This window comes from Rhodopseudomonas sp., assembly GCF_048594845.1.
Lineage (GTDB): Bacteria > Pseudomonadota > Alphaproteobacteria > Rhizobiales > Xanthobacteraceae > Rhodopseudomonas.
Map to the genome: position 1 here is coordinate 1 of NZ_JBMDXE010000049.1, position 12,416 is coordinate 12,416.

Genomic DNA, 12,416 nt, shown 5'->3' on the forward strand with positions numbered 1-12,416 from the left:
GCTCGGGCCGCTGCCGCATCTCTACCCGTTCATCGTCAACGATCCTGGCGAGGGTATCCAGGCCAAGCGGCGCAGCGCGGCGGTGATCGTCGATCATCTGACGCCGCCGATGACACGCGCCGAGCTGCATGACGAGATGGCGCGGCTGGAAGCGCTGGTCGACGAATATGCGATGGCGGCCGATCTCGATCCGACACGCGCGGACGCGATCGCCGAGGACATCATTTCGCTGGCACGGGCGACGCGGCTCGATGAAGACGTCGCGATCGATCGCGACACCGCGACGCTCGATGCGCTGCGCGCGATCGACGCGCATCTGTGCGATCTGAAGGAGATGCAGATCCGTGACGGGCTGCACGTGTTCGGCCGCACGCCGCTGGCCGCGCAGCGCGACGAGCTGCTGGTGTCGATCGCGCGGCTGCCGCGCTCCGAGCTGAAGCCGCAGGACGCCTCGCTGCATCGCGCGCTGGCGCGGGACCTCGGACTAACCAACCCCGACGGGACCGAATTCGATCCGCTGACCCGCGATCTGGCTGTGCCCTATGCCGGACCGCGCCCAACAGTCCTCGCCGAGCTGAGCGATCGGCCATGGCGGACCCATGGTGACACCGTCGAGCGCGTCGAAGCGTTGGCCTTGCGGTTGGTGTCGGCTCTTCATCAAGCTTCACCCTCTCCTGCGGGCGATGAGGAGAGACTGCCTCACACTCAGCCCGTGCTCGACTGGATCGCCGCGACGCTCCGTCCAGCGATCGACGCCTCGGGCGATGCGGAACGCGCCGCACTGCTGCGTGGCCTGAGCGGCCGCTTCATCCGCCCCGGCCCGTCCGGCGCACCGACACGCGGGCGGCCCGATGTGCTGCCAACCGGGCGCAATTTCTTCGCCGTCGATGTCCGCGCGGTGCCGACGCCGTCGGCGTGGCGGATCGGCGCGCTGGCGGCCGAGCTGCTGGTCGAATCCTATTGGCAGAGCGAAGGCGAATGGCCGCGCTCGATCGCGCTCTCGGCGTGGGGCACCGCGAACATGCGCACCGGCGGCGACGATGTCGCGCAGGCCTTGGCACTGATCGGCGCGCGGCCGACCTGGGAGGATGCTACCGGCCGCGTCACCGGCTTCGCCATCGTGCCGCTGTCCGAACTCAAGCGCCCGCGCGTCGACGTCACCTTCCGCGTCTCCGGCCTGTTCCGCGACGCCTTTCCGACCCAGATGGACCTGCTCGCCAGCGCAACCGCCGCGATCGCGGCGCTCGACGAGCCCGACGATGCCAATCCGATCGCCGCGCATGTCCGGGCGCGCGCGGCGGAGCTCACGCAGGCCGGCATGCCCCCGGAGCGGGCGCGGCAGCAGGCGGCCGACCGCGTATTCGGCGCCAAGCCCGGCGCTTACGGCGCGGGGCTACAGGCGCTGATCGACGACGGCGGCTGGCAGACCCGCGGCGAACTCGCCGACGCGTATCTCGCCTGGGGCGGCTACGCCTATGGCTCCGGCCGGGAGGGCGCAGAGGCGCGCGACGGCTTTGCGGCGCGGCTGCAAACCACGCAATTGGTCGCGCAGGCGCAGGACAATCGCGAGCACGACATCCTCGACTCCGACGATTACTACCAGTTCATCGGCGGCCTCGCCGCGACGGTCGAGACGCTCAGCGGCCAGGCGCCGCGCATCGCCCATATCGACACCTCGCGTCCCGAAGCGCCGCTGCCGCGGACGCTGGCGCACGAGATCAGCCGCGTGGTGCGCGGCCGCGCCGCCAATCCGAAGTGGATCGCCGGGGTGATGCGCCACGGCTACAAGGGTGCGTCCGAGATCGCCGCCACGGTGGACTACCTGTTCGGCTTCGCGGCCTCGACCGATGCGGTCGCGCCGCATCATTTCGATCAGCTGTTCGCCGCCTATCTCGAGGACGAGACCGTGCGCGACTTCCTGCGGAGCGCAAATCCGGCGGCGCTGCGCGACATCGCCGACCGCTTCGCCGAAGCGATCCGCCGCGGGCTGTGGACGCCGCGCTCCAACCGCGCCGCCGACCTGCTCGCCGAACTCATGACCAGGGAACCCGCATGACCGAAGCCCCCGTCCGCGACGACAACGCCCGCCACGCCGAGAAGGCGAAGAAGCGCAAGGCCGCGCACGACAAAAAGCTCGAGGGCATGTCGGACGACAAGGGTCTGCTGATCGTCCACACCGGCACCGGCAAGGGCAAGACCTCGGCGGCGCTCGGCATGGTGATCCGCCATATCGGCCATGAGATGCCGGTCGCCGTGGTGCAGTTCACCAAGTCGCCGAGCTGGGACACCGGCGAAGCGCGCGTGCTGGCGAAATTTCCCGAGCTGGTGACGCTGCACATCATGGGCGAAGGTTTCACCTGGGAGACCCAGGACCGCGAACGCGACATCGCCGCCGCCCGCGCCGGCTGGGAGCGCGCCAAGGAATTGATCCGCGACGACCGCCACCACATGGTGCTGCTCGACGAACTCAACATCGTGCTGCGCTACGACTACCTTCCGATTTCAGAAGTGATCGCCTTCCTTCTGGACGAAAAGCCGGCCGACAAACACGTCGTCATCACCGGCCGCAACGCCAACCCGGCGCTGATCGAGATCGCCGACCTGGTGACCGAGATGACCCTGGTGAAGCACCCGTTCCGCAGCGGCGTGAAGGCGCAGAAGGGCGTGGAATTTTGATGCTTGCCCTGACGTTCGTCATTCCGGGGCACCCTCTTCACCCTCCCCTGGAGTGGGAGGGTCGGCACGCAGCCCGCGCAGCGGGCTGTGTGACGGGGTGGGGTGAACCCCGGGCACGGAGTGCGCAGCAGGGCACGACTTCCTCACCTCTCCCCGCTTGCGGGGAGAGGTCGGATGGCGAAGCCATCCGGGTGCGGGGGCGTCTCCACGAGTCGCAGCGCTCGGCCTCGCGGATGAGCCCCCTCACCCCGGCCCTCTCCCCGCACGCGGGGAGAGGGAGCGCTCTGTGCATCTCGCTGCGGCTGTGCTCCGCATGAAGACGGTCACCCCCGCACTGATGATCCAAGGCACCTGCTCCAATGCCGGCAAGTCGACGCTGGTGGCGGGGCTGTGCCGGGCGCTGGTGCGGCGGGGGCTGCGCGTGGCGCCGTTCAAGCCGCAAAACATGTCGAACAATGCCGCCGTCACCGTCGATGGCGGCGAGATCGGGCGGGCACAGGCGGTGCAGGCACGCGCCGCGCGGCTGCCGCCGACCGTGCACCTGAATCCGGTGCTGCTGAAACCCGAGACCGACACCGGCGCGCAGGTGATCGTGCAGGGCCAGCGCTTCGGCCGGCTCGGCGCAAAGAATTTCTTGGACAAGAAAGCGGCACTGCTGCCGCCTGTGCTTGACAGTTTCGCGCGGCTGGCGCGGGACGCCGACATCGTGCTGATCGAAGGCGCCGGGTCTCCGGCCGAGATCAATCTGCGCGCCGGCGACATCGCCAATATGGGCTTCGCGCAGGCCGCTAACGTGCCGGTAGTGATCGCCGGCGACATCGAGCGCGGCGGCGTGATCGCCAGCCTGGCCGGCACCCATCTGGTGCTCGACGCGGCCGAGCGCGCGCTGGTGAAAGGCTATCTGATTAACAAATTCCGCGGCGATGTGAGTCTGTTCGACAACGGACTCGTCGCCATCACCGAGCTCACCGGCTGGCCGTCACTCGGCGTGGTGCCATGGCTGCCGATCGCCGCATTGCTCCCGGCCGAAGACGCCGTCGATATCGACCGCGCCCGCGCGTCCGACGCCAAGCGCATCATCGCCGTGCCGATGCTGGCGCGGATCGCCAATTTCGACGATCTCGACCCGCTCGGCCTCGAGCCCGGCGTGAAGTTGATCTTCGTGCCGCCCGGCTCGCCGATCCCCGCCGAGGCCGACGTGGTGATCATTCCCGGCAGCAAGTCGACATTGGGCGATCTCGCGTTCCTGCGCGCGCAGGGCTGGGACATCGACATCGCCGCGCATATCCGCCGCGGCGGGCATCTGCTCGGCCTGTGCGGCGGCTATCAGATGCTCGGACGCAGCATCGCCGACCCCGACGGCGTCGACGGTGCGCCCGGCACGGTCGATGGTCTCGGCCTGCTCGACATCACGACGATCATGCAGGGCGACAAATCGACCACGCTGGTTAGCGGCACCCACAGCGTCACCGGCGCGCCGGTCGAAGGCTACGAGATTCATCTCGGCCGCAGCTCGGGACCCGACTGCACGCGTCCTGTCGTCACCATCGCCGGCCGTCCCGATGGCGCGATCTCGCGCGACGGGCGGGTGCAGGGCACTTACTTGCACGGGCTGTTCACCAACGATGCGTTCCGCAAAGCCTGGCTCGCCGACCTCGGCATCGCCTCGCAGCTCGCCTACGACTCACAGATCGAAAGCGCGCTCGATGCGCTGGCCGACCACCTCGAAGCGCATCTCGACATCGACTCGATGCTGGCGATCGCGCGAACGCGTCAGAGCACCAACGCCAGCGCCGCGTAGATCAACGCCTGCAGCGCGCAGGCGGCAAGCAGCAGCCGCAGCGCGCGGCCGATATCGGCCGGCGTGGCGGCAACGCGACCCTCGGCATTGAGCGGCGGATCGTCGACCACCCGCCCGCCATAGACCCGCGGCCCGGCCAGCGCCACCCCGAGCGCACCGGCCGTCGCCGATTCCGGCCAGCCGGCATTGGGCGAGCGATGCTTGCTGGCGTCGCGGCGCATCACCGCGAAGGCCTGCTTGACCGAACCGCCGACCACCGGCGCCACCGCCGCGATCAGCAGGCCTGCTAATAGTGCCGGAATCAGGTTGAGCACATCATCGAGCCGCGCCGCCGCCCAGCCGAACGAGCGATGCGTTGGCGTCAGATGTCCGATCATCGAATCCGCAGTGTTGACCATCTTGTAGATCAACAGCCCCGGCAATCCGAACAGCGCCAGCCAGAACACCGGCGCCACCACGCCGTCGGAAAAATTCTCCGCGCAGGATTCGATCGCCGCCCGACACACGCCGACTTCGTCCAGCACCTCCGGATCGCGCCCGACAATCAGCGACACCTTCTCACGCGCCGCCTCGAGCCCGCCCTCGGCGAACGCATTGCGGACCCGGGCGACATGTTCGTAAAGACTTCGCTGCGCGATCAGCGTCGACGCGAGTACGCCGAGCGCAATCCAGCTGCCCCAAGTTTGCCTCAAGGGGCCCTGCAGCAAAAAGCCGACGCCGCCGGCCAGCACGACCAGCAAAACCACCACCAAAATACCGGCCGTTTTCCGCCGGCCTTCGGACCAAACGTCGCGATTCAGCGCGCGGTCGAGCCGGCCGATCAGCGCGCCCATCAGCACGACCGGATGCGCCATCCGCTTCCACAGCCAGTCGGGATCGCCGATCAGCGCGTCGATCGCAAGCGCGACCAGCACGATCAGCAAGGCATGAGAATCGATCAGCATTGTCAGCGCTCCACGCGCGAGAGTTCATCGGTGAGCCGATCCAGCGCATCGGCCAGCATCGGCCCGCCGCACACCGTCAGCTTCTCCGGAATCGCGATCCGCTTCGACGGAGGATAGAACTTTTCCAGCGCGGGATGCAGCACGAAGGCGCGGCCTTCGTCCTCGGCGAAATCGCTGTCTTCCGAGATCAGCAGGAAATCCGGATGCAGCGCGACCACGGCTTCGAGCGTGGCGAAGCCGCCATGCTTGATGCCGAGCGCGCCGGCAGCGTTGACGAGGCCGACGGTGCTCAGCAGCGAGTTGATCAGGCTGTCGCTGCCCGACACCCAGCCGCGCCGCTCCAGCGGCAACACGCGAAAGGGCTGGTCGGACGCGGCTTTCCGCGCCCGCGCCACCGCGGCATCGATCCGCGCATTGGTAGCGTCGGCGCGGTCGGGATGGCCGACGAGGTCGCCCATCTTGCGGATCTGCGCCTTGACCTCGTCGAGCGTGCGGGCCGCATCGAACGCAACGACGCGCTGTCCTTGTTGCTGCAGCATCTCGCGGGTCGCACGCTTGGTGAAGCGGCCCATCACGATGATGTCCGGCTTCAGCATCAACACGTCTTCGGCCTCGCCGGATAGTTTCGGGAAGTTCGCGGCCTTTGCGGCGAGAAACGACCGTGCTTCGTCGCGCGCATACGGACTGACGCCGAGGATCTGGGCCGGATCGGCTAGCGTCATCAGTAGCTGATCGGTGCAGACATTGATCGACGCGATGCGCGGCAGCGGAGCAGCCTGCGCAGCCCACGGCAGAGCGGTCGCCAGCGACACAACGACGACGAGTCGGCGCAACGCGCTCACATCAGACTCCCGCCCACGGCAGGATCACGCCGCTCTCCTGATAATCGGCCCGATAGGCGCTGACGCGGAACACCTGTTGCAACACCTCGTCCGACAGCGCCTCGTGCGGCGTGCCCTGCGCGGCGAGCCGGCCCGCCGCCATCACCAGCACCGTATCGGCGAAGCGCGCGGCGAGACCGAGATCGTGCGTCACCACGATCACCAGCGTCCCGGCATCCGCCGCCTTGCGCAGCGTCTGCATCACGTCGAGCTGATAGCGCGGGTCGAGCGACGCGGTCGGCTCGTCGGCCAGCACGACCGGTGCTTCGACGGCAAGCACGCGCGCCAGCGCGACGCGGCTGCGCTCGCCGCCGGAGAGTTCGGTGACGAGGCGATCGGCGAATGGCTCGACGTCGGTCGCCACCATCGCGCGCGCCACAGCCTCGGCGTCGTGCGGCGACAGCCGCGCTGGGTCGGTGGCGCCGTGAGGAAACCGGCCAAGCGCGACGACGTCGCGCACCGGCAACGGCCAATGCACTAGATGGCCCTGCGGCAAATAGCCGAACCGCCGTGCGCGTTCGCGCAGCGGCAGCGTGGAGAGCAGGTCGCCCGAGATGCTAACATCGCCGTTGGCCACCACCAGCCCCGCGAGAGCGCGCACCAGCCTGGTCTTACCGGCGCCGTTCGGGCCGACCAGCGCCACCAGATGGCCCTTGGTCAGTTCCAGAGAGACGCCATGCAGCACAGCGCGGCCCGAGAGAGCGACGTTTAGATCGTGCGCAGCCAGGAAGGCAGTCATCCGAGCCCTCCCCCCAAGGCGCGGCGCTCGCACACGATCAGATACAGGAAGAAGGGCACGCCGATGATCGAGGTCAGCACGCCGACCTTGATATCCGTCGTGGCCGGGATGATGCGCACCGCGATGTCGGCGGCGAGCAGCAGCGCGGCGCCGGCCAGCGCGCTCGGCACCAGCAGCCGCGCCGGATCGTGCCCAATCAGCGGCCGCACCAGATGCGGTGCGACCAGGCCGATGAAGCCAATCGTGCCCGATACCGAGACCGCGCCGCCAACGCCGAGCGCGACGCCGATGATGACGATCAGCCGCAGCCGCGCGACGTCGACGCCGAGGCTCTGTGCGGTTTCCTCGCCGAGGCTGAGCGCGCGAAACGCGGCGCGCTGGCTGAGCAGCAGCGCCGCGCCGACGACGATGAATGGCAGCGCCAGCATGACATGGCGAAAACTGCGATCCTCCAGCGAGCCGAGCAGCCAGAATGCGATCTCCAGACTGGCAAACGGATTGGGCGACAGGTTCATCACCAGCGCGGTCGCGGCGCCTGCGAGACTCGAGATAGCCAAGCCTGCGAGAATCAGCAGCAATAAGCTGGCCCCGCGGCCTGCGACGGCCAGCAGCGCGAACACCGAGACGAATGCCATGCTGATCGCCGCGACAGGCAGCGCGTAGGAGCGCACATCGGCCCAGCCCAGCGCGATGATCAGCACGGCACCGAACGCCGCCGATTGCGGCGCGCCGAACAGCGACGGCGAGGCGAGCGGGTTGCGCAGCAGCCCCTGCAACGCGGCGCCCGACAGGCCGAGGATGGCGCCGATCGCCAGCGCCAGAATGGCGCGCGGCAGCCGAATCTGCTGCACGATGATCTGCTGCACGTCGCCGCCGCGGCCGATCAGCCCGTCGACCACCGCGAGCGGCGACAATTTCACCGGGCCGACGCCAAGCGAGCCGAGCGCCAGCAGCACGACGGCAAACAGTAACGCGGCGGTGACGACCGCCGCGCGCGACGCCGGATGCGGACGAGCGTCGATCAAAAGCTCATTCCCGTGCGACCGGGGCGTTGGCGTCGAGGCGGTGATAGCCGTTGAGCCGGTAGATGATGGTCGAGACGATCCAACTCGCGACGAACAACGCGACGATGCCGTAGCCGAGCGCGCCGAAATTGGCGTTGAGATCGGTGATCCACTCCCAGAACGCGCCTTCGAGATGCAGCCGGCCGGCCAACAGGCCCAGCGTCTCGATGCCGCCGATCACGATCGCGACCAGCACGGAGACCGAGGTGATCGTCATGTTGTAGTACAGCTTGCGCACCGGGTTGCGATAGGCCCAGCCATAGGCGCCGAGCATCAGCACGCCGTCGAGCGTATCGACCAGCGTCATGCCGGCGGCGAACAGCGCCGGGAAAATCAGGATCGACCAATGCGAGATCGTGCCGGCATTGTTGGCGGCAAGACCGAACAGGCTGATCTCGCTGGCGGTCTCGAAGCCGAGCGCGAACAACAGGCCGATCGGATAAAGCTGCCAGCTCTTGGAGACAAACCGAAACAGCGGCCGGAACAGCCGCGCCAGCCAGCCGCGCTGCTGCAGCAGGTGGTCGATGTCGTCGTCGTGCACCGCCTTGCCGGCGCGCACCTTCTTGAACGCCCGATAGACGCCGCTCAGCACCGACAGATTGGCCAGCGCGATCGCGAACAGGAACAGCGCCGAGGCTGACGTGCCGATGATGCCGCCGATCTCGCGATAGCCGGCGAACCGCTCGGTGAGCGAGTTGGCCGCCACCGCGATCGCCAACGAGGCCACCAGCACCACGGTGGAATGGCCGAGCGCGAAGAAGAAGCCGACGGCGACCGGGCGCTTGCCCTCCTGCATCAGTTTGCGGGTGACGTTGTCGATCGCTGCGATGTGATCGGCGTCGAGCGCGTGGCGCAGGCCGAGGCTGTAGGCCAGCACGGCGGTGCCGATCAGCACCGGCTGGCCGGCGAAGGCCGTGAGCGCCCAGGCCCAGGCAGCGATGTTGGCGATCACCAAGCCGCCGAGCACGGCGGTCAGCCGGAGGCGGAATCCATCCGGACGTGCAACGGCGACGGGAGGGTGGGCGAGTGTGTCTGACATGAGAGTCCCCGAACGGTGAGCAGCTTCCTGTCACCCATGCGGCGGACCGCCCCAGCCGCGCGCACCGCACGCTGGAAGATGACGTGGCTCAGGCCGGTCTCCTGGCTCGCGGGTCGTCGCGATCCTTCGCCTTCCCGGCCCGAGCTTGGGTCAGTGGCATGATGAAGGATCGCTCGCCGCCTACAGTTGCGGGCGCAGCGCCGGCCTGGGGCGCCACCAAAGGCACCCGCACCGGCTTCCCTGTGCCGGAACGAGTCCCGGCACACCTGAACGGAACGATCAAAGGCGTGCGGACCTGCTTTGTCAATCGCAGCCTTTGGCGGGCGGCCGCCCTGTCACGCCGGCGTGCTGAGCTTCAGCCCGATCATGCCGGCGACGATCATCGACAGGCACAGCACGCGCAGCGCATTGGCGGGCTCGCCATACAGCGCCATGCCGACCACGATGCTGCCGGCGGTGCCGATCCCCGTCCACACCGCATAAGCGGTGCCGAACGGCAGCGTCTTGAGGGCGATGCTCATCAGGCCGAAACTGGCGGCGATCGCCACCAGCGTGCCGAGCGCGGGCCAGAGTTTCGTGAAGCCGTCCGAGTGCTTCAAGCCGAGCGCCCAGACGATTTCCATCAGGCCCGCGGCAAGCAGCGCGAGCCAGCCGGTCATGCGGCGCGGCGCGCCGGCAGCGTCAGCACCGCGGCCTGGGCGTAGCCACGATACGGCCGGTCGAAGCTCAGCCCGGCACCGGTGCGGACCGCGATCTGGCTCAGCGTCGCCTCCAGTGCATCGCGCGGCGTGACGCCGAACAACGCCAGCCAGTGGCGGAGCGCCCGACGCGCGAAGCCCGGCAGTTCCGACTGATCGCCGAAATCGACGATGTGCAATTGCCCGCCCGGCTTCAGGCAGGCGATCGCATGTTCGATCACCGCGGTCCAATCCGGAATCATCGACAGGCTGTAGGAAATCATCACCCGATCGAACGCCACCGGCTGGCCGAACACGCCCTGCGCGGTGAAGTTGGTCGCATCGCCATGCGCCACCTTGGCGCGGCTGCCGAGGCCGGCGCGGGCGATCGCGCCGATTGCCGAGGTCAGCATCTCTGTGGACACGTCGAAGCCATAGAACCGCGCCTGCGGATAGCGCAGCGCCGCGGTTACGAGATTGCGGCCGGTGCCGCAACCGATCTCGAGCACATGGCCGCCGGCCGGCGGCGCCAGTCCGGCGATCAGTTCGTTGCGGCCAAGAAGATAGTACCGACGGGTGATATCATAGATGTGCCGCTGATAGCGATACATCCGGTTCATGCGGGTCGTTGCATCGACCGGCCAGGACGGATCAACGGTGAGTTCCGAGCGGATCATCGTCATGGAATGCACCCTCGCGCAGAGAGAATCGTCCGCTTTCCTTCCGATTTTGCGACGACAGGGTGATGACAGCCGGCAGCGCGAATACCTGCGGACTGTCGCAAAACTGCATTGCTACGCAGCTATTCTCGACCGATGAGCGAGTCGAGGACGGCATGAATACGCAGCAACTGATCGCGGACGCGGTCCGCAACAGCAAGGATCGCAGCGAGTCGACGATCTGGGACCGGCTGTTTTCGATCTGGTTCCGTCGGCTGGTGTACACCCAGATTTGGGAAGATCCCGAAGCGGATCTTGCTGCGCTGCAACTCCCGATCGGCTCGACGATCGTGACGATCTCGTCCGGCGGTTGCAATGCGCTGTCCTACTTGACCGCCAAGCCGGCGCAGGTGTTCGCGGTCGATCTCAACGAAGCGCATCTGGCGCTGCTCAAGTTGAAGCTGGCCGGGTTGCGCGCGCTGCCGGACTACGAACAATTCTGGCGCTTCTTCGGCGAAGGCGAAGCCGACGACAACGCTGATCTTTATCGCCAGCGGCTGCGGCCGCAGCTCGACCGCGACGCCCGCAGCTACTGGGACGAACGCGACTTCCGCGGCCGGGCGCGCTATCGCTACTTCACCGACGGCTTCTACAGGCACGGTGCACTCGGCAGCTTCATCGGCTTCGCGCATCTGCTGGCGAAACTCGCCAAGATCGACCTCAAGGTGCTGCTCGAAGCCGCGCCGGAGTCGCCGGAGCGGCAGAATGCGCTGCGCCGCGTCGATCAGCTGTTCCATTCGGGTTTTGCGCGGCTGCTGACCCGCACGCCGGCACTGCTGTTCAGCCTCGGCATCCCCCCGCAGCAGCGAGATCTGCTCGGCGGCGATCAACCGCTCAACGAGGTACTGCATCAGCGCCTGCTGCGGCTGATCAACGTCTATCCGAATGAGACGAATTACTTCGCCTGGCAGGCGCTGAGCCGGCGCTACGCTGGCCCCGGCGACGAATGCCTGCCGCTGTATCTGCAGCGTAGCCGCTATGCGCAGATGCGTTCGGGCGCAGGACTGATCATTCCGGTGCACGAAAACCTGCGTGTATTTCTGGAGAGCCTGCCGGCCCGGCAGATCGACGCTGTGGTGCTGCTCGACTCGCAGGACTGGATGGCACCGGATGAAATCCGCGCGCTATGGGACGCGATCGACCGCGCCGGCAAGGATTCGGTGCGCGTGATATTCCGCACCGCCGGTGCCGAGTCGCCGCTCGAGACCGACGCGCTGGCGCCGCTGCAGCAAGTCTGGCAGCGCGATGCCGAACGCAGCGCGATCGGCTTCGACCGCGACCGCTCGGGCATCTATGGCGGATTCCATTGCTACACACGGCGATCCGCCGGCGCCGCCTGAGCCCTTGGTCTGACTTAAAAGAGGCATCCGGTTTGATTCAGCTCAATCCGGGTTTACCGGAATGGGTTACTTAAATACCTGACGTTGCTTGGCGCGGTCGTGCTTTGTTTGTCACGCGCGGGGCTTCGTCTCTCCCCTGACTGGCCCCGCGCTTCCGATGCCGCAAATCGGGAGGCGGGGTTTTATCTGCCCGCAGGCCAAGCGCCCTCGGCCCGGCTACCTTGCCGAAGGCCGCCCATTCGGGCAAAAGTCCCTCTTTCAGCAAATTCCGAGGGACGGATTTGATCGACAAGCTCGAGCTGCTGCTTGCGCTCGCCAAGGAACGGCATTTCGGCCGCGCCGCCGAAGCCTGCGGCGTGACCCAGCCGACGATGTCGACCGGCATCAAGCAGCTCGAAGAGATTTTGGGCGTGATGCTGGTGCAGCGCGGCTCGCGGTTTCTCGGCTTCACGCCGGAGGGCGAGCGGGCGCTGGAATGGGCGCGCCGGATCGTCGCCGACAGCCGCGCCATGCGCCAGGATATCGGTGCGCTGAAG

General features: G+C 67.6%; 12 protein-coding genes and 1 riboswitch. Of the genes, 5 read left to right on the plus strand and 7 right to left on the minus strand.

Annotated elements, in window-relative coordinates:
* The 3 genes from cobN to ACOJTD_RS02645 all read left to right on the plus strand — a co-directional run.
* A partial coding sequence (cobN, locus tag ACOJTD_RS02635) for a cobaltochelatase subunit CobN (protein WP_420131389.1) occupies window positions 1-2,056 on the plus strand: 2,056 nt, incomplete at its 5' end.
* Window positions 2,053-2,676 carry a cob(I)yrinic acid a,c-diamide adenosyltransferase gene (gene cobO / locus ACOJTD_RS02640; RefSeq protein WP_420131390.1) on the plus strand — a complete coding sequence of 208 codons (624 nt, stop codon included), beginning with the start codon at window positions 2,053-2,055 and terminating at the stop codon, window positions 2,674-2,676. The genes cobN and cobO, both read left to right, overlap by 4 nt.
* Window positions 2,677-2,989: 313 nt before the next feature.
* Window positions 2,990-4,477: a cobyric acid synthase gene (locus tag ACOJTD_RS02645; RefSeq protein ID WP_420131391.1), complete on the plus strand. Its 1,488-nt coding sequence runs from the start codon at window positions 2,990-2,992 to the stop codon at window positions 4,475-4,477.
* Here ACOJTD_RS02645 and cbiB read toward each other — a convergent pair.
* The 7 genes from cbiB to ACOJTD_RS02680 form a co-directional block, all read right to left on the minus strand.
* Window positions 4,450-5,421, minus strand: a complete 972-nt coding sequence (cbiB, locus tag ACOJTD_RS02650) for an adenosylcobinamide-phosphate synthase CbiB (RefSeq protein ID WP_420131392.1) — start codon at window positions 5,419-5,421, stop codon at window positions 4,450-4,452. The two genes, ACOJTD_RS02645 and cbiB, sit on opposite strands and share 28 nt — an antisense overlap.
* A 2-nt stretch (window positions 5,422-5,423) precedes the next feature.
* Window positions 5,424-6,263 carry an ABC transporter substrate-binding protein gene (locus ACOJTD_RS02655; protein WP_420131393.1) on the minus strand — a complete coding sequence of 280 codons (840 nt, stop codon included), beginning with the start codon at window positions 6,261-6,263 and terminating at the stop codon, window positions 5,424-5,426.
* Window position 6,264: 1 nt separating this feature from the next.
* The gene (locus ACOJTD_RS02660) at window positions 6,265-7,041 is read right to left on the minus strand and encodes an ABC transporter ATP-binding protein (RefSeq protein ID WP_420131394.1); all 777 of its coding nucleotides are present in this window, start codon (window positions 7,039-7,041) and stop codon (window positions 6,265-6,267) included.
* Window positions 7,038-8,063, minus strand: a complete 1,026-nt coding sequence (locus ACOJTD_RS02665) for a FecCD family ABC transporter permease (RefSeq protein ID WP_420131400.1) — start codon at window positions 8,061-8,063, stop codon at window positions 7,038-7,040. The genes ACOJTD_RS02660 and ACOJTD_RS02665 overlap by 4 nt, the downstream gene beginning before the upstream one ends.
* 7 nt (window positions 8,064-8,070) lie before the next feature.
* Window positions 8,071-9,144 carry a HoxN/HupN/NixA family nickel/cobalt transporter gene (locus ACOJTD_RS02670; RefSeq protein ID WP_420131395.1) on the minus strand — a complete coding sequence of 358 codons (1,074 nt, stop codon included), beginning with the start codon at window positions 9,142-9,144 and terminating at the stop codon, window positions 8,071-8,073.
* Window positions 9,145-9,217: 73 nt separating this feature from the next.
* Window positions 9,218-9,429: riboswitch (cobalamin riboswitch) on the minus strand.
* 50 nt (window positions 9,430-9,479) lie between these two features.
* Entirely contained in the window at window positions 9,480-9,803 is a 324-nt protein-coding gene (locus ACOJTD_RS02675; RefSeq protein WP_420131396.1) for a DMT family transporter, read from the minus strand.
* Complete coding sequence (locus tag ACOJTD_RS02680; protein WP_420131397.1) at window positions 9,800-10,504, minus strand: class I SAM-dependent methyltransferase; 705 nt, start codon at window positions 10,502-10,504, stop codon at window positions 9,800-9,802. The genes ACOJTD_RS02675 and ACOJTD_RS02680 overlap by 4 nt, the downstream gene beginning before the upstream one ends.
* Before the next feature lie 152 nt (window positions 10,505-10,656).
* On the opposite strand from ACOJTD_RS02680, the gene ACOJTD_RS02685 reads away from it, so the two are divergent.
* Entirely contained in the window at window positions 10,657-11,880 is a 1,224-nt protein-coding gene (locus ACOJTD_RS02685) for a DUF3419 family protein (protein WP_420131398.1), read from the plus strand.
* 281 nt (window positions 11,881-12,161) lie between these two features.
* Window positions 12,162-12,416: LysR family transcriptional regulator (locus tag ACOJTD_RS02690; protein WP_420131399.1), on the plus strand; the 255-nt coding region annotated here is incomplete at its 3' end.

Excerpts from the sequence above, each read along its gene's own strand:
- cobO (WP_420131390.1), top strand. The coding sequence starts at position 2,053 with ATGACCGAAGCCCCCGTCCGCGACGACAACGCCCGCCACGCCGAGAAG.
- ACOJTD_RS02645 (WP_420131391.1), top strand. The coding sequence starts at position 2,990 with ATGAAGACGGTCACCCCCGCACTGATGATCCAAGGCACCTGCTCCAAT.
- cbiB (WP_420131392.1), bottom strand. The coding sequence starts at position 5,421 with ATGCTGATCGATTCTCATGCCTTGCTGATCGTGCTGGTCGCGCTTGCG.
- ACOJTD_RS02660 (WP_420131394.1), bottom strand. The coding sequence starts at position 7,041 with ATGACTGCCTTCCTGGCTGCGCACGATCTAAACGTCGCTCTCTCGGGC.
- ACOJTD_RS02670 (WP_420131395.1), bottom strand. The coding sequence starts at position 9,144 with ATGTCAGACACACTCGCCCACCCTCCCGTCGCCGTTGCACGTCCGGAT.
- ACOJTD_RS02675 (WP_420131396.1), bottom strand. The coding sequence starts at position 9,803 with ATGACCGGCTGGCTCGCGCTGCTTGCCGCGGGCCTGATGGAAATCGTC.
- ACOJTD_RS02680 (WP_420131397.1), bottom strand. The coding sequence starts at position 10,504 with ATGACGATGATCCGCTCGGAACTCACCGTTGATCCGTCCTGGCCGGTC.
- ACOJTD_RS02685 (WP_420131398.1), top strand. The coding sequence starts at position 10,657 with ATGAATACGCAGCAACTGATCGCGGACGCGGTCCGCAACAGCAAGGAT.